This is a genomic window from Kitasatospora sp. NPDC089797, from assembly GCF_040684795.1.
In the GTDB taxonomy this organism is placed as follows: domain Bacteria; phylum Actinomycetota; class Actinomycetes; order Streptomycetales; family Streptomycetaceae; genus Kitasatospora.
In genome coordinates, this window is the sequence record NZ_JBFBGS010000056.1 from 1 (window position 1) to 21,705 (window position 21,705).

Sequence of the window (21,705 nt, forward strand, 5' to 3'; positions counted from 1 at the left end):
GCGGCCGGCCGACCGCTAACCGGCGAGCGGCGCGAAGCGGACCGGCAGGTGCACCAGGGCCCGGTGGAAGGGGCCCGGCCGCCAGAGCAACTCCTCGGCCGGGGTGGAAAGTTCGAGGTCGCTGAGCCGGCTGGTCAGCTGCTCGATGGCGGTGATGGCGATCAGCAGGGCCGGGTCGCGGGCCGGGCAGGCGTGCGGGCCGGCCGCCCAGGCCAGGTGGGCGCTCTCGCCGCTGCGCAGCTCGCCGCCGTCGGTGGGCGGCGCGGCCTGGGAGTTGGCGGCCGCGTACGAGACCAGCACCAGCGAGCCGGCCTTGATCTCACGGCCGTGGAAGGTGATGTCGTAGCGCGGGTAGTGCGCCGAGAGGTTGGCCAACGGCGGTTCGTGCCACAGCACTTCGTCGATCGCCTGGTACGCGGTCATCGCGCCGCCGAACAGCGAGCCGGCGTAGCGGGCGTCGGTGAGCAGGCGCAGCAGGGCGTTGCCGATCAGGTTGGTGGTCGGCTCGTGCCCGGCGATCATGGTCAGGGTGATCTGCCGGATCACCTCGTCGTCCTCCAGCCCGACCGGGTGGGTGACGAACCAGGAGGCGAGGTCGTGCCGGGGTCGCGCGCGGCGCTCGGCGACCATCGCGGTGACCACCGCGACGAGCTTCCCGTAGGCGGCGCCGGCCCGGGCGGTGGACTCGATCAGACCGGTGATCGCCGCCACCACCTCGGCGTGCTGCTCCTGCGGCACGCCGAACCAGGTGGTGAGCACGAACGCGGGCAGCTGGCGGGCGTACTCGGCGATCAGGTCGGCGTGGCCGACCTCCGCGAAGCGGTCGATCAGCTGCTGGGCGGCCGCGGCGACCTGGCGCTGCAGGCGGTGCGGCTCGAAGAGGGCCAGGCCGTCGGTGATCACCGCGCGGTAGCGGGCGTGGGTCGGGCCGTCGCTGAACAGCGCGGTGGGGCGGTAGCCGAGCACCGGCAGCAGCGGGGAGTCCGGCGGGACGGTCGCCTGCCAGGCCCGGGAGTCCTTGGAGAAGGTGTCGCTGTCGCGCAGCAGGTCCAGGGCGGCCTGGTAGTCGGTGACCAGCAGGGCCTCGACGCCGGGGGCGATCTCCACCGGGGCGACCGCGCCGTGGCGGCGCAGCCGCTCGTACACCAGCTGCGGGTCGGCGGCGAAGACCGGACCGTAGATCGGGGTCGGTCGGGTGTCGACGGTCACGGGCGGTCCTGGGGGTCGGTCGGGGCTGCGGGCAGGGTGTCCAGGACGTGCTCGGCCAGGGCGATCAGCGCGTCGAGGCTGCTGCCGCGCTCGCGGGCGTCGCACAGCAGCAGCGGGGTGGCGGAGTGCAGGTCCAGGTGGGCGCGCAGCACCTCGGGCGGGTGGTCCGGCGAGTCCGGGAAGCGGTTGACGGCGACGGCGTACGGCAGGCCCTGCTCCTCGACCATGTCCATGATCTCGAAGGAGTCGGCCAGCCGGCGGGTGTCGGCCAGCACCAGGGCGCCCAGGGCGCCGCGGGCGATGTCCTGCCAGAGCGGGAAGAAGCGGCGCTGGCCGGGGGTGCCGAACATGTAGAGCACCGTGCTGCCGGGCAGGGTGAGCCGGCCGAAGTCGACCGCGACGGTGGTGGTGGCCTTCTCGGGCAGGCCCGCCACGTGGTCCACCGGCCGTCCGGTCTCGGTCATCGCCTCCTCGGTGTGCAGGGTGGCGATCTCGGACAGGGTGCGGATGAGCGTGGTCTTGCCGACCCCGAACGGGCCGGCGACCACCAGCTTCATCAGCGTCTGGTCCCGGTCGGGCAGGTAGCCCACCCGGCTCGGCCCCCCGGCCCGGTCAGCGGAGCGCACGGAGTCCAACGAGCAGCCTCTCGACGATGGAGCGGTCGGTCTGCTGGGCGCGCGGGATCGGCGCGCGGGCGTGCAGACAGCCCGCCTCGACCAGGTCGGCGGCCAGGAAGACCGTGGCGCTGACCGGCAGGCGCAGGTGCGCGGCGGCCTCCACCACGGTCAGCGCGCCGGGGCGCAGCAGTTCCCAGAGCCGGCGGTGTTCGGGTTCGAGCTCGGCCGGCGGTTCGGCGCGGTCGGCGCGGTCCGCGAACAGGACGGTCAGCCGCTCGAAGCCCTCGGTGCCGGGGCGGCTGCGGCCGCCGGTGGCCAGGTAGGCGGGCACCATCCGCCTGCGGGGGACGGCGCTCATGATCCCGCGGTGGCGCCCGGTGCCGCGGTCCCCTGCTGCCGGGACGGGCTCGCCAGGGCCCGGGCCAGGGCGGCCACCTGGAGCTGCATCTGGTAGGCCACGTTGCCGAGTTGGGCGTCCGGGGCGGCGAACACCGCGAGCGAGGTGTTCTCCCCGGCCGGGACGACGACGGCGTAACCGAGGTCGGACTCCACCACGGTCTGGGCCAGCCGTGGCCGCTCGGTGTCGGTGAAGGCGGTCGTGAAGGCCCGGGCGGCGGCGTGCACCGTGGCGGTCATCGCGGCGACCCGCTCGGCGGAGGCCCGGCCGAGGCTCGCGGAGGCCGCCTCGACGAGGCCGTCACCGGTGGCGACCACCGCGTGCAGCACTCCCGGCAGCTCCAGCAGCGGGTTCAGCACCCAGGAGATCTCGTCGGTGGCGGTCGGGCTGGGCGAGCTGCTCACTGCTCGGCTCCTTCTAAGGTCGGTCCGGCGGTGCGGTCACCGGGGTCGGGGGCGGTGGCGGTGGCAGGGGCGGTGCGGTCGGTGCGGTCGGCGGTGCGGTCCGGGGCGGCGGACCGGTCGGCCGGATCGGTCCGGTCCGCCCGCGCCGCCGCGGCACGGCCGGAGTCGGTGCCCTGCTGCAGCGACTGCCAGCGGGCCGCGGCCTGCTCGGGGCTGCGGACGTACGGCGCGGGCGGCTCCCCCGGGCCCGCCGCCGGGGCCCGGCCGGCAGCCCGCCCCGCCTCCTCCGCCCCGAGCGGACGGCGCCGGCGCCGGCTGGGCAGGCCGCTGCCGTCCCCGTCCGGAGCGTTGTCGGCGTCGGTATCGGCGTCCGCGTCGGTGTCCGACGCGGGGGCAGCGTCCGGCGCCGGATCGGGAACGGGGTCGGGCACCACGTGGATGGCGGGTGCCGGGTGCGGGCCGGGCTGGTTGTGGCGGTCGGCGAGCACCGGCCCGTCCTGTTCGTCGGCGTCCCGCATCGGCGGGACGGCCGCGACGGCGGGCGCCTGCGCCGGGCCGCTGCCGGCCCGCAGCGGCAGCGGGGTGAGCACCGACAGCTGCTGCTCGTCGTCCACCACGGTCACCAGCGCGGCCGGGATCCGCAGGATGGTCCGCATGCCGCCGTACGGCGAGGGCTCGATGTGGCAGGTGAAGCCGTACTGGCGGGCCAGTTTGCCGACCACCGCGAAGCCGGTCTTGGGCGGGTTGCCCAGCTCGGTGAGCAGCACGTCGGACGGGCCGGCCAGCAGTCGGCGGGCCCGGCGCAGCTGGTCCTCGTCCATGCCGATGCCGCTGTCGTCGACGATCACCAGCGCGCCGCGGCCGCCCTGCTGCACGGTGACCGGGACGTCGGTCTCCGGGTGGGAGTAGGCGGTGGCGTTGGCGAGCAGCTCGGCGATGGCGATGGCGATCGGCTCGGCGGCCCGGGCCACCACGGCCAGCCGCTGCTCCCGCAGGTGGTTGGCGACCTTGATCCGGGCGTAGCCGGGCACCCGGGAGAGCGCTCCGACGACCACCTCGGCGAGCGGGGAGTCCGTCCGGGCCAGGCCCGGCCAGGCCTCGCAGAGCACCGCGACGGTCTGGATCCGGCGCAGCGCGACCTCGTTGCGGAAGTCGACCTCCAGCAGCCGCGGGTCGTCGTTGTCGTCCTGGAGCTGCTGGACCAGGCTCTGGATCTGGTACAGCAGGGTCTGGATCCGGGAGGTGGCGCCGCGCATGGCGGCCCGGGCGGCGGCGTCGACCCGTTCGCGCTCGTCGGCGAGGGCCGCGGTGGCGGCGTCCAGCACGGACTGGAGCGCCCGGACGCCTTCGGGGCCGACGGTCTGCGCGTCCAGCGGGCCGACCAGCGGGGCGTTGGCGTGGGTCAGCCGGACGGCGGTGGCGGAGACCCGCTCCTGGGCGAGGTGGCGGATCTCGGCGAGCAGCGCGGCGGCCCGCCGGTCGGCGGCGCCGAGCCGGTCCTCGGCCTCCTCGGCGCGGCTGTTCGCCTCCCCGGCCCCCGCGTTCGCCTCCTTGGCCCGGGCGTTGGCCGCGGCGCCCCGCTGGTCGGCGGACCGGGCGTGCTCCTCGGCCCGCCGGGCCTGCTCGGCGGAGCTCCGGACGGCCTCCTGCGCGTCGTGCAACTGCCGTTCGGCGCGGGCGAGTTTGGCCTCCGCGGCGCGGGCCTGCTGGGCGCCGTGGCCGAGCGCGGCCTCGGCGGTCACCGCCCGGGCGACGGCCTTGGCCCGGCTGCGGGAGAGCACGACCGTGGCCGCGGCGGCGACCAGCGCCAGGGCGATCAGCGCGATCAGCGTCATCGGGGTCCTCGGGTGTCCTTGCTGCGTGGTCTGGGGCGTCGTCCGGGCCCTCGGCCGGTGTCGGGTGTCGGGCGTCGGGCGTCGGGCGTCGGGCGTCGGGCGTCGGGCGTCGGGCCTGCGGCCCTGGCGTCGGTGACCGGTCCTGGTGGTACCCCCGCGTCAGTTCCGGCCGGAGCGGGCGCGCGGGACGCGGCCGGCGTCCTCGGCCAGTTCGCGGGCGACCAGGGCGACTTGGCTCATGGCGTCCAGGACGCCGGGCAGCGCGGAGCCGTCCAGGTGCCGGTACTCGGCCGCGACGGTGAGCACCAGCCGCTCGGGCAGGCCGAGTTCGGGGTGGCGCTGCTCGGCGATCACCCGCCGGGCGGCGTCCAGCGCGGGGATCCCGGCGGCGTGCAGGGCGTGGGCGCGCTCGCGGACGTACGCCAGGTAGCCGATGTGCCCGTGGACGCCGTCGCGGTCGAGCACCGGGCCGTGGCCGGGGACGAAGATCTCGGCGCCGGTGGCCAGCGCCCGCTCGCAGGCGCCGATGACGTTCTCCAGCGGCCCGGCCCAGTGCGAGGGGTGGTCGCCCGGCTGCTCGGGGGTCGAGGAGAAGATCACGTCGCCGGTGAACACCGCGCGCTGGTGCGGGAGGTGGACCATCAGGTCGCCGCCGGTGTGGGCGGCGGGCAGGCTGGTGATCTGCACCGGGTAGCGGCCGACCGTCAGCTCCAGCTCGCCGGTGAAGACGGTGTCCGGGTGCACCGGCTCGGTGGCGGACCAGTCGAAGCGGCCGAAGTGCTCGCGGAGGTAGCCGCCGAGCAGGGAGTCCGGGTCGCTGTTGGTGACCAGGGCGTGCTGCTGCTGGGGGCTGGGCTCCCAGTGGATGTGCTCCAGCGCCTCGCGGGTCGCGATCACCTCGGCGTCCGGGAGCACTCCGGCACCCCACAGGTGGTCGCCGTTGGCGTGGGTGACGACCACCCGGTCGATGTCGACCCCGGCCGGCAGCAGCCGTCGGCTGGCGGCCAGGAACTCCCCGGCCAGCGAGGGGTCGTACGGGGTGTCGATCCAGAGCGCGGTGGTCTCCGAGGCGAGCAGGCCGCAGTTGGCCAGGCCCCAGCCCCGCTTCGGGGGGAGCCACACGTACAGGTCCTCGGCGATCGCGCTCACGCTCGCACGGTTGATCGTCATGCGCGCGATTATGCCCATGTTGTGTCAGGGATGGGGCAAAACCTGTACGAACGGCTGGAGTTCATGCCCCGGTCTCTCCCGCACTGTCCGGATTCGCACCGCATGGTCGAGACCAATCGTCTCACATCTCGGGACGACTGGTGGACACCTCGCCCCGGAACCCGGACGGGACGTCGGACCGCGGCGCGGGGAGGAGCCGGCAGACCTCGACCGTGACGTCCACCGTGTCCAGGCCGATCACCCGCCCCTCCACCGCGACGAATCCTTTCTCCCCCGAGCGGAACAGCGCCGCCAGCGGCGAACTCCGGTTCGCCGAGGTCAACGCCTCCACCGCCATCGCCGAGCCGAAGGCGAACACCCCGCAGAGCACCACGCAGGGCGCGTGCCGGGGCGTGCGGGTGACGAAGATGAAGCCGTGGTCGCGGATCAGCTCCCCGGCCGGGTTGTAGAGCGCCTCGAAGGTCATGCCGCCCCACCGGGCCCGGGCCTCCTCCGGGTACTCGACCGCGAAGTCCGGGAACACCGCGTCCAGCACGCCGCCGGAGTAGGAGTTGACGCCCGGCCCGCCGATCGAGAAGGTCGGCATCCGCGGGTCCTGCGCCCCCGCCACCACCAGCTCGATCGTCGCCTTCCGGTTGACCTTCCGCAGCAGGTCGGTCAGCTCGGCTATCGCCCTGGCCTCGGCCATCGGCACGAACAGCACGTTCTTCGGCCCGCGGCTGGTCAACTGGCAGCCGTCCGACGTGAAGGCGAACTCCGCCACCTCCAGGCTCGGGATCACGATCTGCACCCGGCCGTACGGCGCCAGCAGCGCCCGTAGGAAGCCGTAGCGCAGGAACAGCCTGGTCCGGGCGAGGGAGCGGGCCGCGAGGAACCCGATCACGGCCGGAACGGATGCGATCAGCACCTGGAGCAGGATCTCCATATGATCCCCCGGAGGAAGACTCGACCACGAACTGTGCGCTCTGGTCATGTCCCCGCCCGTGGCTGGAATTACCCCCTTCGGCGGCCACTTGACGTCACGGCCGTCGCACCGGGGGTCACGCCAGGCGCTTGATCCCCTTGAGCTCCCCCGCGCAGCGCTCGTACCCCAGCCACGCGTTGATCGCCAGCATCGGCGCATTGGTGGTGTCGTTGCTGGTGTACGCGCGCCGGTAGCCCGCCGCCGCCGCGAGCCGCAACGACTCCGCCTTCGCCAGCTTGGCCAGCCCCCGGCCGCGGAACTCCCGGCGGGAGGCGGTGAACGCGGACCAGTAGCGGTCCACCCCGTCGGTCTGCGCCAGGCTCAGCGCGGCCGGTTCGCCGTCCACCACGGCCACCACGGTCAGCGCCCGGTCGAGGTCCGGCCGCTCCCAGGTGCCGCGGAGCCAGTCCTCGTACTCCAGGACGTCCATCGGCACCTCCCCCGGCTCGTCCCGGACGGCGTCCGCGTCCACCAGGAACAGCGGCCGCGGGTCGTCCGACCAGTCGGTCGCCGGACGCAGCTCGACGCCGGCCGGGAGCTCCGGCGACGGCGGCAGCGGCAGCGTGAGGTCCCGTCCGCCGAACTGCGCGGACCGCCCCGTCGCGTAGCCCCGGGCGGCGGCGAAGCCCAGCGAGGCGGGCTCCTCGTCCAGCCAGGAGTGCAGTTCGGTCACCCCGAGGGCGGTCAGATGCCCCTCGGCCGCGGCCAGCAGCGCCGTGCCCGCGCCGCGCCGCCGGAACTCCGGCAGCACACTGCCGTTGGCGTGGCCGACGCCGGCGGTCGACGTCCCCGTCACCACCCCGCAGCGCACCCCGCCGACCACCCGGCCGTCCAGTTCGGCGACGAAGGTGCGGAAGTGCTCGTCCGAACCCGGCCGGGCGTTCAGCCAGCGCAGCACCTCGGCGCTCATCACCAGGTGCTCGCGCCCGGCGCGGTGGGCCGCCGCCACCGCCTCGGCGTCCTCGGGGCGGAAGTCACGGATCGTCAATGAAGTCTGGGTCATGGATTCCCACGCTAGCCACGCCGCCCGTCCGGCGCCTCCGGTTATTCGGCGCCGGGGCGCGCCGGCCGCGCGGACGCCCCGCCTCCCGGGCCGGCGCCCCGCACCGCCGGGCTGACAAGCTCAAATAATGCTCTGAGAAGACCGGGTGAGGCTTGGCAGCCGCCCCGCCCGGGGACATCCTCAGCAACACGGCCGCGCGGCCCCGGCGACGACGCCCGCACCGCTCGACGGCCCCCCGTCCAGCCCTCCGAAGGGGGCGAACCGATGACCTCCCCTGCCCCGCACCTGCCCGGCCCCGCCGCCCTCGGCTCCGCCACCGTCCGCCCCACCACCGCCCGCCCCACCACCGCCCGTCCCGCCACCGCCCGGCCCACCGCCGTCCCGGGTTCCGCGCCCCGGCTCGGCGTCGGCCTCGGCTGGCGCAGCGAGATCGACACCGTGGTCGAGCGCCAACCCGGGCTGGACTGGGTCGAGGTGGTCGCCGAGAACATCTGCGCCGACCACCTGCCCGCCTCGCTCACCGTGCTGCGCGAACGCGGCGTCACCGTCGTCCCGCACGGCGTCGGCCTCGGACTCGGCGGCGCCGACCGACCCGACCCCGGACGGCTCGCCCGGCTGGCCGACACGGCCCTCGCGCTCGGCTCCCCGCTGGTCACCGAGCACCTGGCGTTCGTCCGGGCCGGCGGCCTGGAGGCCGGCCACCTGCTGCCCGTCCCGCGCACCCGGGACGCGCTGCGGGTGATCGCCGAGAACGTCCGGATCGCCCAGGACCAGCTCCCGGTGCCGCTCGCCCTGGAGAACGTCGCCGCACAACTCTCCTGGCCGGACGACGAGTTCACCGAAGGCGAGTTCCTCGCCGAACTGGTCGGCCGGACCGGCGTCCGGCTGCTGATCGACGTCGCCAACTTGCACACCAACCGGGTCAACCTCGGCACCGACCCGGCCGCCGAGCTCGACCGCCTGCCGCTGGAGGCGCTCGCCTACGTCCACGTCGCCGGCGGCACCCTGGTCGACGGCGTGTGGCACGACACCCACGCCCACCCCCTCACCGCACCGGTGCTGGAGGTGCTGGCCGAACTCTGCGCGCGGGTCGAACCGCCCGGCGTCCTGCTGGAACGGGACGCCGCCTTCCCGCCGCCCTCCGAACTGGCCGGTGAACTGGACGCCGTCCGCCGGGTGCTGGAGGGGAGCACCCGGTGACGCACGACCCGGACGGCGGCGGACCCGCGACCGACGGAGCCGTGACCGGCGGAGCCCGGGAACGCCTGGCCCGGCGCCAGGCGGAGCTGCTGGCCGCCCTGGTGGCCGGCGGACCCGTCCCGCCCGGCTTCGACCCGGCCCAGGTCCGCGCCCAGTCCACCGGCCTCGCCGCCAAACGGCGCGACACCACCGCGAAGACCGCCCCCGACCTGCCCCGCCTGCTCGGCGCGCAGTACGGGCCGCTCTTCCTGGACTACGCCCGCACCCACCCGCAGACCGGCGGCTACCACGCCGACGCCCGGGCCTTCGCCACGTGGGTGCTCACCGACGGCGGCCCACCCGCCGCCGACCACCGCCGCGCCCTGGAGCAGTGGCTCCACCCGGCCCCGGAGCGGCCACCCGGCCCGCTCGGCCGGCTGCGCCGGGCGCTGCGCGGCCACTGAACCGACGTCTTCCCGGGGGAACCGCCCATGTGGCACAACAGCTACTTCCTGATCCCGGCCGTCCTGCTGATCGCGGCCACCGTGCACGCCGCCCGCGCCCGACAGCGGGTCCGCCACGTCCCGCACCCGCAGGGCCTGCCCGGCGGCGGCCTGCCGCTGCTGGACACCGCCTTCCTGGCCGGCGGCCCCGGCCGGGTCGTCGACACCGCGCTGGTCCGGATGCACCTCTCCGAGCAGGCCGTGGTCAACCGGGCCGGCCTGCTCACCCTCACCGGCGCCCGGCCGTACGACACCGTCGACCAGGCCGTCCACGACGCCGTCGGCACCGGCCGCAGCCGCGAACTCGGCCCGCTGCGGCGCACGGTGATGGGCTCCGCCGCCGTGCGGGAGATCGGCGACCGGCTGGCCGACCGCGGCCTGATGCGCCGCCCCGAACTGCTCCGCCGGGCCGTGGTCGCCCGCCGTCTGCTCTGGCTCGCGGTGCTCGACGTCCTACTCTTCGCCGGGCTCGCCCTGCTGGTCGACGGCAACGACCCCCTCCACGACCGACCCGACCTCCGGATCCCCGCGCTCCTGCTGGTCGTCGGCGCCGTCGCCCTCGCCACCGGGTTCCGGGCCGACGGGCGGGTCACCCCGGCCGGGCAGCGCCAGCTCGCCCTGCTGCGGGGCGCCGGCCCGTGGACGCCGAGCGCCGGCGTCTCGCCCAGGCTCACCGGCGGCGCGCTGCTGGGCGCGGTCGCCCTCGGCGGGCTGGCCGCGGCCTCCCTGGACGACCCGGAGCTGGAGGCCGCGCTGCTGGCCGCGACGGCCGAGGAGGAGGTGGCCCGGCAGGCGTCCTCGTCCTTCCTCTCGTCCTCGTCGGCCTCGTCCTCGTCGGCCTCCTCGTCGGGCGGCTCCTCCTGCGGCGCCGTCCACGACGCGGGCTCCTCGCACCACCACCACTCCTCGTGCGGCTCCTCCCACCACTCCTCGTGCGGCTCGTCGCACTCCAGCAGCTGCGGCTCCTCGCACTCCGGCTGCGGGAGCAGTTGCGGGAGCGGTTGCGGTGGCTCCTGACGTCACAGTTCGGTATCGCGCTCCGGGAAGCCGTTCCCCACGCCGTCACCCCAGGCATACAACAAGCCCATGTGGTTGCTGTTCCTGATACCGGCCTGCGTCGCGGCAGTGCTCTCCTGCCTCCGGCTGGTGCGGATGACCGCCACCGCCGACGCACTCGCCGACCAGGACCGGCTGCGGCCCCCGGAGGCCGTCGGCATCGGGCTGTACGAGACCGCGTACCTGGCCGGCGGCCCGGACCGGGTGGTGGAGCTCGCCCTGGTCCTGATGGCCGGCCGCGGCCGGCTGCACCTGGCCCACACCGGCTGGACCACCGTGGTCGACCCCCGGGGCCGCAGCCGCCTGGAGCGCGCCGTCATCACCACCGTCGGCCCCGACGGCCAGTGCCGCACCGACGGGCTGCGCCGGGCGATGGCCGAGCACCCCACCGTGCTGGAGATCGGCGCCCGGCTCGCGCTGGCCGGCCTGGCCACCCCGGCGCTGGTCCAGCGCAACACCGTGGTGGTGGTCCGCCAGGTCCGGCACGCGATGCTGCTGACCGTGGTCCTGCTCGCCGCCGCCCTGTCGCTCAGCGGCTTCACCGGCGGCGACACCCTCGCCCCGCTCGCCTGGTTCTCCCTGCCCCTGATCCTCACCGCGGGCACCCTGCTGATGGCCCGGGTCGACGTCTACCCGTACACCCGCTGGGCCTCCCCCATCGGCCAGGAGGTCCTGCGCGAGGTCCGCCCGGCCCGGCAGCGCGGCCTCGTCGACGACGAGGAGCGCGAACTCCTCACCGCCGTCGCGATGAACGGCCCCGCCGTCCTCCCCGACCCCCGCCTGCGCGCCGCCCTCCGCCCCCACCGGACCTGAGAACCACCTGCGCCCACTCCGCCGACCAGGGCAGACTCCCCCATGGAGGAAAGCCGGCGCACCCTGCGCGAGTTCGCGGGGCCGCGGCCGCCCTGAGCCGGAGCCGGGTCACCGGGGGGAACGGCCGGAGGCCGGTTCCCCTCGCCCGAGCGGGGGGAACCGGCCTCCGGTGCGGCGCGGGTCAGGCCAGGCCGTTCAGCAGCTCGCTCACCGGCTTGCGGCGGCCGGTGAAGAAGGGCACCTCCTCGCGGACGTGCAGCCGGGCCCGGGAGGGGCGCAGGTCGCGCATCAGGTCGACGATCCGGTGCAGCTCGTCCGCCTCGAAGGCGAGCAGCCACTCGTAGTCGCCGAGCGCGAACGAGGCCACCGTGTTGGCCCGCACGTCCGGGTAGCCGCGGGCCATCTGGCCGTGCTCGGCGAGCATCGCGCGCCGCTCGGCGTCCGGCAGCAGGTACCACTCGTAGGAGCGGACGAACGGGTAGACGCAGACGTAGTCGCGCGGCCGCTCGTCGGCCAGGAAGGCCGGGATGTGCGACTTGTTGAACTCGGCCGGGCGGTGCAGGGCCATGTTCGACCAGACCGGCTCCAGCTGACGGCCGAGGCCGGTGCGGCGGAAGCGGTTGTACGCCTCCTGGAGGTCGTCCGAGTCCTCGGCGTGCCACCAGATCATGAGGTCGGCGTCCGCGCGCAGCCCGGACACGTCGTACGTGCCGCGGATCGTCACGTCCTTGGCGTCCAGCTGGGCGAACAGCTCGTCCACCTCCGCCGCGAGGGCGGCGCGGTCCTCGGGCAGGGCGCCCTTGAGCTTGAACACCGACCACATGGTGTAGCGGATGACCTGGTTCAGGTCGCGTGCCTTCTTCTTCTCGGGCCGCTGCTCGGGCTCCCGCTCAACGCTCTCAGTCATGCGCCCATTGTCCTCTCCGTGGAACCGTCCCCGGTCGCCGGGGTCAACAGTCTGTCGATGGCCGCCACCGCGGCGGCCGCCGAGCCGATGCAGGCCGGGATCCCGACCCCGTCGTACGCGGCGCCGCACAGCGCCAGCCCGCCCACCGCCTGCACCGCCGCCCGCACCCGGGCCACCCGGTCCGGGTGGCCGACCGGGTACTGCGGCAGGCCGGCCGTGAAGCGCGAGACGAAGGTGTCGTACGGCCGGGCGGTCAGCCCGATCGCCTCCGTCAGGTCCGCCAGCGACTGGGCCACCAGCTCCTCGTCCGACAGCTCCAGCGCCTGCTCCTCGCGGTGCCGGCCGAGCGACGTGCGCAGCAGGAAGGCGTCCGGGGCGGAGCGGTCCAGCCAGCCCCACTTGTTGGAGGAGAAGGTCGAGGCCTTGATCCGGCGGCCGTCCACCGGCGGCACCAGGAAGCCGCTGCCGCTGGGCAGTTCGGCCAGGTCCGCGCGGCGGAACGCCAGGGTCACCAGGGCCATCCCCGCGTACTCGACGGAGTCCAGCTCGACGGCCGCCGCCGGGGCGTCCGCGCGCAGCAGCCGGGCGGCGGCCGGCGCCGGGACGGCCAGCACCACGGCGTCCGCGGTCAGCACCTCGCCGCCGGCCACCACCCGCCAGCCGTCGGGGGTGCGGCGCAGCTCGTCGACCGGGGTGTCGGTGCGCAGGTCCACGCCCGCCCGCACGCAGGCCGCGGCGACCGCCTCCGGCAGGGTGCCGAGACCGCCGCGCAGGCCCTGGAACACCGGGGTGCCGACCACCTGCGGCCGGGACGCCAGCTCGTGCACCCCGGCGACCAGCGAGCCGCCGCCCTGCGCGATCGGCAGCAGCTGCGGCACCGCGGCAAGCAGCGAGATCTCGTCGGCGCGCCCGGCGTAGACGCCGCCCAGCAGCGGTTCGACCAGCCGGTCCACCACCTCCTGGCCCAGCCGGTCGGCGACGTAGCGGCCGATCCCGACGTCCGCCCCGACCTCGGTGGCCCGCTCGTGCCGGGCCCGCTCCAGCCCCTCGGCGCTCAGCACCCCGGAGGCGGCCAGCGCCTCCAGGTCGCCCGGGACGCCCATCACCTGCCCACCGGGGAGCGGCCGCAGCGCGCCCCTGGTCCAGATCGCGGCCTTCGCGGTGGTCGGCGGTTCCAGCTCCGCCCCCAGCCCGACCGCGCGCGCCAGCTCCACCGCCTCCGGCCGCCGTGCCAGCACCGATTCGGCCCCGAGGTCCACCCGCACCCCGCCGACCTCGCCGCCCCACAGCTTCCCGCCGACCCGCCCGGACGCCTCCAGCACCGTCACCCGCGCCCGCGCGGGCCCCCCGGCCGCTCCGCTCAGGAAGGCGGCCGCAGCCAGCCCCGCGATCCCACCACCGACGACGACGACCTGTGCATCCGACATGCCTCGCAGTCTCGCAGGTCTTTACACGGATGCCTCAATCCGCTGCACGCGCGAGGTCGATGGAGATCGGGAACGGCACCGGCCGCTCCAGCACGCCGCGGAAGATCCCGGCGGGGGCGTACGAGGAGGTCGCCTGCTCCAGCTCGAAGGCGTGCACGGCGGCCCGGCCCTCGTCCTCCTCCTCGACGATCCAGTAGTGCGGGATCCCGGCCTCGGCGTACTTGCGGACCTTGACCGTACGGTCACGGTGTGCGGACTCCGGCGAGACGACCTCGATGACGAGGAGGACCTCTTCGGGGGTGAACTGCGTACGCCGTCCCTCGAAAACGGCCCTGACGACGAGCAGGTCCGGCTCGGGACGATTCCGCTTGTCGAGCTTGATCGACATCTCCCGGCCAACCCGGACACCTTCTGGAACCTGGGCACGCAGTGCGGTCTTCAGGTAGTCAACGACCTCGCCGTGCCACCAGCGCTGCGGGGACATCATGAAGACCAGTGCTCCATCGATCAGTTCGGTGTGCCGAGGCGCCTGCGGCAGGTGGTCAAGGTCGTCCGCGTACCAGCCGTCGTCTCTGGGCGCGTACATCCAATCCGGCAGCTCGCTCATGCTCCCAAGATAGCGAGTCAACGGGCTCACGGAACGATCTCCTAATCTGCGTGCTATGGAACCGATCGTGGTGAGTGCCTGTCTCGCGGGGATCCCCTGCCGGTACGACGGGCGGGCGAAGACCTCCGCCGACGCCGTGCGGCTGGTCGAGGAGGGGCGGGCTGTGGTGGTGTGCCCGGAGGGGGCCGGCGGGCTGCCGACGCCGCGGGCGGCGGCGGAGATCGTGGGCGGGGACGGCGCGGACGTGCTGGACGGGCGGGCGCGGGTGGTGGACGCGACCGGGGCGGACCGCACCGAGGAGTTCGTGACCGGGGCGCGGGCGGCACTGGCGGCGGCCGAGACGGCGGGGGCGCGGCGGGCGGTGCTGATGGCGCGCAGTCCGTCCTGCGGGTGCGGGCAGGTCTACGACGGGACGTTCTCCGGAGAGCTGCGGCCCGGGGACGGCGTGACAGCGGCGCTGCTGCGGCGGGCGGGGATCGCGGTGAGCGCCGGGTAGGTCGTGTCCGTCCCGCTGCCGAGCTGTGATGGACTCGCGATCCACCGGGTAGGCCCTTCGGGCAGTCTCTTGCGTCCAATGGTGAGAACTGCCAACGGACTTGGGGAGGGCCCGGAATGGGAAGACAGGCGAGAGCCGGCGCGCTGGGGGCGGCGGTGGCCGCGGCGGTGCTGCTGGTGGGGGGCTGCAGTGCGAGCAGCGACAGGAGCTCGGCGAAGAACGATTCGGCGGGGGTGCCGGCCAAGGCGGCCGGCCCGGCCGCCCCGGCACCGGCGAATGCCGACGGGGCGGCGAGCGCCCAGCCGTCCGGCGCCCCGGCGGCGGCCGGGGTCACTCCGGCCGCCGACACCCGGCTGATCTCGTACACCGCACAGCTCGCCCTGCGCGCCAAGGACGTCGGTCAGGTACTCGCCAGGGCACGGGAGTTGGCCACCGCCTCGGGCGGCTACGTGGGCGGCGAGTCGGTCACCGGCGGCGGTGCGGACGAGGGCGGGCAGCTGACGCTGAAGATCCCCTCCGCCGCCTACCAGCAGACCGTGGACCAGTTGGCGGCGCTGGGCGAGGTGGTGTCCCGGAAGAGCCAGGCGGACGATCTGACCCAGCAGGTCGCGGACGTGGCGAGCCGGGTGCAGACCCAGCAGGCGAGCGTGGACCGGGTCCGGGCGCTGATGGCGCAGGCCAAGTCGCTCAGCGACATCACCTCGCTGGAGAGCGAGTTGAGCCGCCGGGAGGCGGACCTGGAGTCCTTGCAGAAGCAGCAGAAGGAACTGTCCGCCCGGACGTCGTACTCGACCGTCACCCTGGACGTCCGGCGCGAGGCCGCCACTGCGACGCCGACCCCGGCTCCGAAGGCCGAGGAGAAGGGCTTCGGCCACTCGGTCGGTTCGGCGCTGGGCGGCGGCTGGCACGTGCTGGTGACGATCGTCTCCGCGCTGGTGGTGGCCCTGGCCGCGGTGGCGCCGTTCCTGCTGGTGCTGGCGATCCCGGCGGCGCTGCTGTACCGCTACTGGCGCCGTACCCGGCCCCGACCCTTCGCCCCCGAGGAGGCGGAGGAGGCCGGACCCACGGGGGCCGAGGACTGACCCCCACCGGTGGCGGGCCCCCGGAGAGCCGGAGGAGCCCGCCACCTCGGGGGTCAGCGCGCGCTGGCCTCGTGCACGAAGGCGACCAGACGGCTGAGCGCGTCCGGGTCCATGGACGGCATCACGCCGTGGCCGAGGTTGAAGATGTGGCCGCTGGTGCCGAGCGCCTGGGCGGCGTGCAGCACCTCGCGGGCCTTGGTCTCGACGACCCGGGTGGGGGCGAACAGCACGGCCGGGTCGAGGTTGCCCTGGAGTCCCTTGCCGGGGCCGACCCGCTCGGCGGCGACGTTCAGCGGCACCCGCCAGTCGACGCCGACGATGTCCGCGCCGGCCTGGCCCATCAGGCCGAGCAGCTCACCGGTGCCGACGCCGAAGTGGATCCGCGGCACCCCGTAGGAGGCGACGGCGTCGAAGACCTTGGCGCTGGACGGCATGACCGAGCGCCGGTAGTCGTCCGGCGCGAGCGCGCCGACCCAGGAGTCGAACAGCTGGACCGCGGAGGCCCCGGCCTCGATCTGCACCTTCAGGAAGGCGGAGGTGATCCCGGCCAGCCGGTCCAGCAGGGCGGCCCACAGCTCGGGCTGCCCGTACATCATGGCCTTGGTGTTCTCGTGGTTCTTGGACGGCCCGCCCTCGATCAGGTAGCTGGCGAGCGTGTACGGCGCGCCCGCGAAGCCGATCAGCGGGGTCCCGCCGAGCTCGTCCACCAGCAGGCCGACGGCCTCGGTGATGTAGGGGACGTCGTCGGGCTCCAGCGGGCGCAGCCGCTTGAGGTCCTCGACGGTGCGGATCGGGTCGGCGATGACCGGGCCGATGCCGGGCTTGATGTCCACGTCGATGCCGACGGCCTTGAGCGGGACGACGATGTCGCTGAAGAAGATCGCCGCGTCCACCTTGTGCCGGCGCACCGGCTGCAGGGTGATCTCCTTGACCAGCTCGGGCCGCATGCAGGACTCCAGCATGGGGATGCCCTCGCGGACCTTCAGGTACTCGGGCAGCGAGCGGCCGGCCTGGCGCATGAACCAGACCGGGGTGTGCGGCACCGGCTCGTGCCGGCAGGCGCGCAGGAACGCGGAGTCGTGCGCGGCGCCGCGGCGCGCGGGGGTGGTCCGGCCGTCGGGGGTGGCCGCCGTCTGGTCTGCCGTAGTCTCGCTCACGGGTCAAATCTTCGCACGCGCCCGGGGCCGCCCCTCCCGGGCGGCCTCGTCGGTTCCTCCAAGATCTGGCCGGGTTTGCCGTTCCGGCACGCCGCTCGGACGGAAGTTGCGGCGATAACCCGGGTTTTCGACCTAGTCTTCGGGTCATGGCAGCGGTCGGCGGGCACCCCGCACAGGGTGGCGGAACAGGTGGCGGAACGGGTCGCGAGGGGGCGCCGAGCGAGTTCCGGGCCGCCGTGGAGGCCCTCGACGGGGCGCGGTTGCGGCCCGAGGTCCAGCTCTCCCCCGCGCCGGCCCCGCGCCGGCTCGCCCCGCACGCGTTCGCGCTGACCGCCACCGTGGAGGTGGACGGCGACGAGTTGGCCGACGGCCGGCTGGTGCTGCTGTACGACCCGGCCGGGCAGGAGGCCTGGAACGGCGAGTTCCGGGTGGTCACCATGACCCGGGCCGAACTGGAGCCGGAGATGGCCGGCGACCCGATGCTCTCCGAGGTCGGCTGGGCCTGGCTGCTGGACGCGCTGCAGGCGCACGGCGCCGGGTACGCGGAGCCGTCCGGCACGGTGACCCGGTGCATGTCCCAGTACTTCGGCGGTCTGGCGGACCGTCCGTCCTCGACCGAGATCGAGATCCGGGCCTCCTGGACACCGGCCGACGGCCGGTTCGAACGGCACCTGGCGGCCTGGGGGGACCTGCTCTGCCTCAGCGCCGGGCTGCCGCCGGCCGCCCCGACCCCGCCGGCACCGGCCGAGGTCACGTCACTCGGTGGGGTGGTCCCGATGCCCGCCCGGCGACGCCCCCGGTCGCACTGACGGGTGGCGCCCGGGCCGGACGGCACCTCCCGCCCCGATGCCACCCCCAGGGCTGACGGAGTGTGACTTCGGTCCTGCTCTGCGTCAATTAACCGGTCACTTTCGACCGATCCGTGACAGATCTGATCGATTTTGTGCGAATTCCAGGCATGTCGCATCAGTCATATGCGCGATTTGTCCGTATTGTTACTCACTAGATCGTGATCTTTCGCTAAAGCCGGGCACGGTTGCTGCCGAAGCAGACTGTGACCCTTTCCGAACGCGGAACACTCCGACCGCCCCCTCGGGGTTCCGTCCGCCACTCCCCGCAGGAGGCCTGGTGTCGGTCCTTCTTGAGCACCCCGCAAACGTGGTCGCCTACCGCCCGACCAAGCCCACCGCCATGGTGGTCATCGCCGATCCCCGCGTCCGAAACACCGTCACCCGCCACCTCTGGGCGCTCGGTGTCCGCGACGTGATCGAGGTGTCCTCGATCGCCGAGGCCCGCCCCCGGGTCTCCACCCCGCGTGACATCTGCGTCGCCGACGTCCACCTGCCGGACGGTTCCGGACTGACCATCCTCGCCGAGACCCGCGCCGCGGGCTGGCCCAACGGCCTGGCCCTGTCCGCCGCCGACGACATCGGCGCCGTCCGCAGCGCGCTGGCCGGCGGCGTCAAGGGTTACGTGGTCACCGGCACCCGCACCAATGTCGCGATGCCCGGCCGCCCGGGCCTGCCGCTCGGTGCCGCCGGGCTGGCCGGCCGGATGCGCCGCCCCGGGATGCCGGGCATGCCGGGTGCCGCCGGCGCCCCGGGTGCGCCCGGTGCCCCCGGCGCGCCGGGCCCGCAGCAGGCCGCCTACCGCGAGCTGTCCGGCCGCGAGGTCGAGGTGCTGCGGCTGGTCGCCGAGGGCCAGTCCAACAAGGCGATCGGCGTGGCGATGGGCCTGTCGGCCCTGACCGTGAAGAGCCACCTGGCCCGGATCGCCCGCAAGCTCGGCACCGGGGACCGCGCCGGAATGGTCGCGGTCGCGCTGCGCACCGGCATCATCCACTGAGCCGGTCGGCGCGGGCCGCTGCGGCGGCCTAGGAGGAACGTTCCTTCTGGGCCGCCGCAGCGGCGTGCTGCGGCGAGCGGGCGATCCCCGCCCCGGGCCGGGTCCGAGCGCCCCGGAGGCGAGCGGGCGATCCCGCCCCGAGCCGAAGGGGCGCGCCGGTGCCGAAAGGGAGGAAGCGAGGGAGCGACGCAGGAGCGAGGGAGCGCCGACCGTCGGGACCGGGCCGGAGCGGCCCGGAGGCGAGCGGGCGAATGGCAGTCTGACCAGTCCGACAACACTCCCAGTTCCGGTGACCGTCGTACCCTTGGTGAGTGACCGACGCCGTAGCAGCCATCCCAGAAGAAGCAGCCCCGGTCCCGCTCCTCGAGCCGAAGGAGGGGATCCCGCCCGTCGTGGCGGACGAGCAGGCGCTGGCCGCCACGATCGCCGCCTTCGGTGCGGGCACCGGACCGGTCGCCGTCGACGCCGAGCGGGCCTCCGGCTACCGCTACGGACAGCGTGCGTACCTCATCCAGCTGCGCCGAGCCGGTGCCGGCTCCGCGCTGATCGACCCGATCGCCTGCCCCGACCTCAGCGGGCTCGGCGCCGCCATCGCGGACGCCGAATGGGTGGTGCACGCCGCCACCCAGGACCTGCCCTGCCTGGCCGAGGTGGGCATGAGACCGACCCGCCTGTTCGACACCGAGCTGGCCGGGCGGATCGCCGGCTTCGCCCGGGTCGGCCTCGGACCGATGACCGAGAACGTGCTCGGGCTGAGCCTGGCCAAGGAGCACTCGGCGGTCGACTGGTCCACCCGCCCGCTGCCCGAGCCCTGGCTGCGCTACGCGGCTCTGGACGTCGAGGTGCTGGTCGAGCTGCGCGACGCACTCGAACAGGAGCTGGACGCCCAGGGCAAGCTCGACTGGGCCCTGGAGGAGTTCGCCTCGATCGCCGCCGCGCCCCGTCCGGCCCCGCGCACCGACCCGTGGCGGCGCACCTCGCAGCTGCACAAGGTCCGCCGGCGCCGTCAGCTGGCCGTGGTGCGCGAGCTCTGGCTGGCCCGCGACCGGATGGCCCAGGAGCGCGACGTCTCCCCCGGCCGGGTGCTCTCCGACGCCGCGATCGTCAACGCCGCGCTGGCCATGCCGCTGAACATCGCCGCGCTGCAGGCCGTGCAGGGCTTCGGCCCGCGGCTGCACCGGCGCCAGCTGGACCAGTGGCTGGCCGCCGTGCAGCGCGGTCGGGAGATCCCGGAGAACCAGCTGCCGCCGGCCGCCGCGCCGCACGACGGACCGCCCCCGCCGCGGGCCTGGGCGGAGAAGGACCCGGTCGCGGCCGCCCGGCTCTCCGGCGCCCGCGCCGCGGTCGCCGAGCTGGCCGAGCGGCACCACCTGCCGGCCGAGAACCTGATCACCCCGGACCTGGTGCGGCGGGTCTCCTGGGAGCCGCCGGCCGAGCTGAGCGCCGACGGCGTGGCCGCCGCGCTGCGCCGGCTCGGCGCCCGGCAGTGGCAGGTCGACCTGGTGGCACCCGCGGTGGCCACCGCCTTCGTCACCGCCGCCACCGCCCCCGCCACCCAGGGCTGAGCGCGGCACCGACGCACGGCGCCGAAAGGGGATGTCGTCCGCACGGACGGCATCCCCTTCGGCGTCCCCGGGAAGCCTTCCAGGTCGGGCCCGCTGCCGGACGTGTCGCGGGACACATGGTCAGAACCCTCCGAGGGGCCTGGGCAGGTTGGTTACCGACCGGTAGCATGGCGGTGACGCGGCGCCGCTCGGGTTCTTCCGGCGGCAGCCTGCCCACCTCAAATGTTGGTCCCTGGGAGGAGAGCCCCCGTGCCTCGTACCGCGAGGGACGTCGTCTTCGTCGATGGCGTCCGCACCCCGTTCGGCAAGGCCGGCCCGAAGGGCATCTACCACGAGACGCGCGCCGACGACCTCGTCGTCAAGTGCATCCGGGAGCTCGTGCGCCGTAACCCGAACCTGCCCGTCGAGCGCATCGACGAGGTCGCCATCGCGGCCACCACGCAGATCGGCGACCAGGGTCTGACCATCGGGCGCACCGCCGCCCTGCTGTCCGGCCTGCCGAAGTCCGTCCCCGGTTACGCGATCGACCGCATGTGCGCCGGCGCCCTGACCGCCGTGACCGCCACCGCCGGCGGCATCGCCTTCGGCGCGTACGACGTGGTCGTGGCCGGCGGTGTCGAGCACATGGGCCGCCACCCGATGGGCGAGGGCGTCGACCCGAACCCGCGCTTCGTGTCCGAGAAGCTGGTCGACGAGTCCGCCCTGTTCATGGGCATGACCGCGGAGAACCTGCACGACCGCTTCCCGCACATCACCAAGGAGCGCTGCGACGCCTACGCCGTGCGCTCCCAGGAGAAGGCCGCCAAGGCGTACGCCAACGGCGACATCCAGCCCGACCTGGTGCCGATCACGATCCGCAACACCAACCCCGAGGTCGGCGAGACCGGCTGGGGCCTGGCCACCGTGGACGAGCCGATGCGCCCGGGCACCACGATGGAGTCGCTGGCCGGTCTGAAGACCCCGTTCCGCCCGCACGGCAACATCACCGCGGGCAACTCGGCCGGTCTGAACGACGGCGCCACCGCCTCGCTGCTGGCCGCCGAGGACGTCGCCGAGGAGCTCGGCCTCCCGGTCAAGATGCGCCTGGTCTCCTACGCCTTCGCGGGCGTCGAGCCCGAGGTCATGGGCATCGGCCCGGTGCCGGCCACCGAGAAGGCGCTGGCCAAGGCCGGTCTGACCATCGACGACATCCAGGCCTTCGAGGTCAACGAGGCCTTCGCCGTCCAGGTGCTGTCCTTCCTGGACCACTACGGCATCGCGGACGACGACGAGCGGGTCAACCCGTTCGGCGGCGCGATCGCCTTCGGTCACCCGCTGGCCTCCTCGGGCGTGCGCCTGATGAACCAGCTGGCCCGCCGTTTCGAGCAGCGCCCGGACGTCCGCTACGGCCTCACCACGATGTGCATCGGCTTCGGCATGGGCGGCACCATCATCTGGGAGAACCCGCACTTCGAGGGTGGTAAGTGACC

General features: G+C 74.5%; 20 protein-coding genes and 1 pseudogene. 9 read left to right on the forward strand and 12 right to left on the reverse strand.

The window, feature by feature from the left end:
• Positions 1–15: 15 nt before the first annotated feature.
• From AB0O91_RS33670 to AB0O91_RS33705, 8 genes are all read right to left on the reverse strand, one after another.
• Positions 16–1,209 carry a cytochrome P450 gene (locus AB0O91_RS33670; protein WP_363441406.1) on the reverse strand — a complete coding sequence of 398 codons (1,194 nt, stop codon included), beginning with the start codon at positions 1,207–1,209 and terminating at the stop codon, positions 16–18.
• Positions 1,206–1,766, reverse strand: a complete 561-nt coding sequence (locus AB0O91_RS33675) for an ATP/GTP-binding protein (RefSeq protein WP_363441500.1) — start codon at positions 1,764–1,766, stop codon at positions 1,206–1,208. The genes AB0O91_RS33670 and AB0O91_RS33675 overlap by 4 nt, the downstream gene beginning before the upstream one ends.
• A 55-nt stretch (positions 1,767–1,821) precedes the next feature.
• Positions 1,822–2,184 (reverse strand): DUF742 domain-containing protein, encoded by a 363-nt coding sequence (locus AB0O91_RS33680; protein ID WP_363441409.1) that lies wholly within the window; start codon positions 2,182–2,184, stop codon positions 1,822–1,824.
• Positions 2,181–2,627 carry a roadblock/LC7 domain-containing protein gene (locus AB0O91_RS33685; RefSeq protein ID WP_363441411.1) on the reverse strand — a complete coding sequence of 149 codons (447 nt, stop codon included), beginning with the start codon at positions 2,625–2,627 and terminating at the stop codon, positions 2,181–2,183. Before AB0O91_RS33685 ends, AB0O91_RS33680 begins: the two co-directional genes overlap by 4 nt.
• Positions 2,624–4,462 carry an ATP-binding protein gene (locus tag AB0O91_RS33690; protein ID WP_363441413.1) on the reverse strand — a complete coding sequence of 613 codons (1,839 nt, stop codon included), beginning with the start codon at positions 4,460–4,462 and terminating at the stop codon, positions 2,624–2,626. Before AB0O91_RS33690 ends, AB0O91_RS33685 begins: the two co-directional genes overlap by 4 nt.
• A gap of 159 nt (positions 4,463–4,621) precedes the next feature.
• Positions 4,622–5,632 (reverse strand): MBL fold metallo-hydrolase, encoded by a 1,011-nt coding sequence (locus AB0O91_RS33695; RefSeq protein WP_363441415.1) that lies wholly within the window; start codon positions 5,630–5,632, stop codon positions 4,622–4,624.
• Positions 5,633–5,753: 121 nt separating this feature from the next.
• Complete coding sequence (locus tag AB0O91_RS33700; protein ID WP_363441417.1) at positions 5,754–6,539, reverse strand: hypothetical protein; 786 nt, start codon at positions 6,537–6,539, stop codon at positions 5,754–5,756.
• Between the two features lie 133 nt (positions 6,540–6,672).
• Complete coding sequence (locus AB0O91_RS33705) at positions 6,673–7,599, reverse strand: GNAT family N-acetyltransferase (protein WP_363441419.1); 927 nt, start codon at positions 7,597–7,599, stop codon at positions 6,673–6,675.
• Positions 7,600–8,028: 429 nt separating this feature from the next.
• On the opposite strand from AB0O91_RS33705, the pseudogene AB0O91_RS33710 reads away from it, so the two are divergent.
• The 3 genes and pseudogenes from AB0O91_RS33710 to AB0O91_RS33720 all read left to right on the forward strand — a co-directional run bounded on the left by AB0O91_RS33710 (position 8,029) and on the right by AB0O91_RS33720 (position 11,150).
• Positions 8,029–9,242 (forward strand): annotated as a pseudogene (locus AB0O91_RS33710) (DUF692 domain-containing protein).
• A gap of 27 nt (positions 9,243–9,269) precedes the next feature.
• Positions 9,270–10,298: a TIGR04222 domain-containing membrane protein gene (locus tag AB0O91_RS33715; protein ID WP_363441421.1), complete on the forward strand. Its 1,029-nt coding sequence runs from the start codon at positions 9,270–9,272 to the stop codon at positions 10,296–10,298.
• Between the two features lie 69 nt (positions 10,299–10,367).
• Positions 10,368–11,150, forward strand: coding sequence for a TIGR04222 domain-containing membrane protein (locus tag AB0O91_RS33720; RefSeq protein WP_363441423.1), 783 nt, complete (start codon positions 10,368–10,370; stop codon positions 11,148–11,150).
• 181 nt (positions 11,151–11,331) lie between these two features.
• On the opposite strand, the gene hemQ is transcribed toward AB0O91_RS33720, so the two are convergent.
• The 3 genes from hemQ to AB0O91_RS33735 are packed head-to-tail and all read right to left on the reverse strand — an operon-like array spanning position 11,332 to position 14,091.
• On the reverse strand, positions 11,332–12,057 hold the full coding sequence (gene hemQ, locus AB0O91_RS33725; RefSeq protein ID WP_363441425.1) for a hydrogen peroxide-dependent heme synthase: 726 nt from the start codon (positions 12,055–12,057) through the stop codon (positions 11,332–11,334).
• On the reverse strand, positions 12,054–13,484 hold the full coding sequence (gene hemG, locus AB0O91_RS33730; protein ID WP_363441427.1) for a protoporphyrinogen oxidase: 1,431 nt from the start codon (positions 13,482–13,484) through the stop codon (positions 12,054–12,056). Before hemG ends, hemQ begins: the two co-directional genes overlap by 4 nt.
• Positions 13,485–13,518: 34 nt before the next feature.
• A complete protein-coding gene (locus AB0O91_RS33735; protein ID WP_363441429.1) occupies positions 13,519–14,091 on the reverse strand; it encodes a Uma2 family endonuclease in 573 nt (190 codons plus the stop codon).
• A gap of 55 nt (positions 14,092–14,146) precedes the next feature.
• Between AB0O91_RS33735 and AB0O91_RS33740 the strand changes: the two genes are divergently transcribed.
• Both AB0O91_RS33740 and AB0O91_RS33745 read left to right on the forward strand, forming a co-directional pair.
• Positions 14,147–14,587, forward strand: a complete 441-nt coding sequence (locus tag AB0O91_RS33740) for a DUF523 domain-containing protein (protein ID WP_363441431.1) — start codon at positions 14,147–14,149, stop codon at positions 14,585–14,587.
• 116 nt (positions 14,588–14,703) lie between these two features.
• A complete protein-coding gene (locus AB0O91_RS33745) occupies positions 14,704–15,669 on the forward strand; it encodes a DUF4349 domain-containing protein (protein ID WP_363441433.1) in 966 nt (321 codons plus the stop codon).
• Between the two features lie 53 nt (positions 15,670–15,722).
• Here AB0O91_RS33745 and hemE read toward each other — a convergent pair whose 3' ends face one another.
• Entirely contained in the window at positions 15,723–16,736 is a 1,014-nt protein-coding gene (gene hemE / locus AB0O91_RS33750) for a uroporphyrinogen decarboxylase (RefSeq protein WP_363441501.1), read from the reverse strand.
• 236 nt (positions 16,737–16,972) lie between these two features.
• Between hemE and AB0O91_RS33755 the strand changes: the two genes are divergently transcribed.
• The 4 genes from AB0O91_RS33755 (at position 16,973) to AB0O91_RS33770 (ending at position 21,703) form a co-directional block, all read left to right on the forward strand.
• Positions 16,973–17,635: a DUF3000 domain-containing protein gene (locus AB0O91_RS33755; RefSeq protein ID WP_363441435.1), complete on the forward strand. Its 663-nt coding sequence runs from the start codon at positions 16,973–16,975 to the stop codon at positions 17,633–17,635.
• 319 nt (positions 17,636–17,954) lie between these two features.
• Positions 17,955–18,671: a response regulator transcription factor gene (locus AB0O91_RS33760; RefSeq protein WP_030288221.1), complete on the forward strand. Its 717-nt coding sequence runs from the start codon at positions 17,955–17,957 to the stop codon at positions 18,669–18,671.
• Between the two features lie 311 nt (positions 18,672–18,982).
• A complete protein-coding gene (locus AB0O91_RS33765; RefSeq protein WP_363441437.1) occupies positions 18,983–20,236 on the forward strand; it encodes a ribonuclease D in 1,254 nt (417 codons plus the stop codon).
• A gap of 249 nt (positions 20,237–20,485) precedes the next feature.
• Positions 20,486–21,703 (forward strand): acetyl-CoA C-acyltransferase, encoded by a 1,218-nt coding sequence (locus AB0O91_RS33770; RefSeq protein ID WP_363441439.1) that lies wholly within the window; start codon positions 20,486–20,488, stop codon positions 21,701–21,703.
• Positions 21,704–21,705 lie beyond the last annotated feature (2 nt).

Bases quoted from the DNA above. Each gene is read 5' to 3' on its own strand.
- AB0O91_RS33695 (WP_363441415.1), bottom strand. From the start codon at position 5,632: ATGACGATCAACCGTGCGAGCGTGAGCGCGATCGCCGAGGACCTGTAC.
- AB0O91_RS33720 (WP_363441423.1), top strand. From the start codon at position 10,368: ATGTGGTTGCTGTTCCTGATACCGGCCTGCGTCGCGGCAGTGCTCTCC.
- AB0O91_RS33745 (WP_363441433.1), top strand. From the start codon at position 14,704: ATGGGAAGACAGGCGAGAGCCGGCGCGCTGGGGGCGGCGGTGGCCGCG.
- AB0O91_RS33690 (WP_363441413.1), bottom strand. From the start codon at position 4,462: ATGACGCTGATCGCGCTGATCGCCCTGGCGCTGGTCGCCGCCGCGGCC.
- AB0O91_RS33755 (WP_363441435.1), top strand. From the start codon at position 16,973: ATGGCAGCGGTCGGCGGGCACCCCGCACAGGGTGGCGGAACAGGTGGC.
- hemQ (WP_363441425.1), bottom strand. From the start codon at position 12,057: ATGACTGAGAGCGTTGAGCGGGAGCCCGAGCAGCGGCCCGAGAAGAAG.
- hemG (WP_363441427.1), bottom strand. From the start codon at position 13,484: ATGTCGGATGCACAGGTCGTCGTCGTCGGTGGTGGGATCGCGGGGCTG.
- AB0O91_RS33740 (WP_363441431.1), top strand. From the start codon at position 14,147: ATGGAACCGATCGTGGTGAGTGCCTGTCTCGCGGGGATCCCCTGCCGG.
- AB0O91_RS33680 (WP_363441409.1), bottom strand. From the start codon at position 2,184: ATGAGCGCCGTCCCCCGCAGGCGGATGGTGCCCGCCTACCTGGCCACC.
- AB0O91_RS33715 (WP_363441421.1), top strand. From the start codon at position 9,270: ATGTGGCACAACAGCTACTTCCTGATCCCGGCCGTCCTGCTGATCGCG.
- AB0O91_RS33705 (WP_363441419.1), bottom strand. From the start codon at position 7,599: ATGACCCAGACTTCATTGACGATCCGTGACTTCCGCCCCGAGGACGCC.
- AB0O91_RS33735 (WP_363441429.1), bottom strand. From the start codon at position 14,091: ATGAGCGAGCTGCCGGATTGGATGTACGCGCCCAGAGACGACGGCTGG.
- AB0O91_RS33675 (WP_363441500.1), bottom strand. From the start codon at position 1,766: ATGAAGCTGGTGGTCGCCGGCCCGTTCGGGGTCGGCAAGACCACGCTC.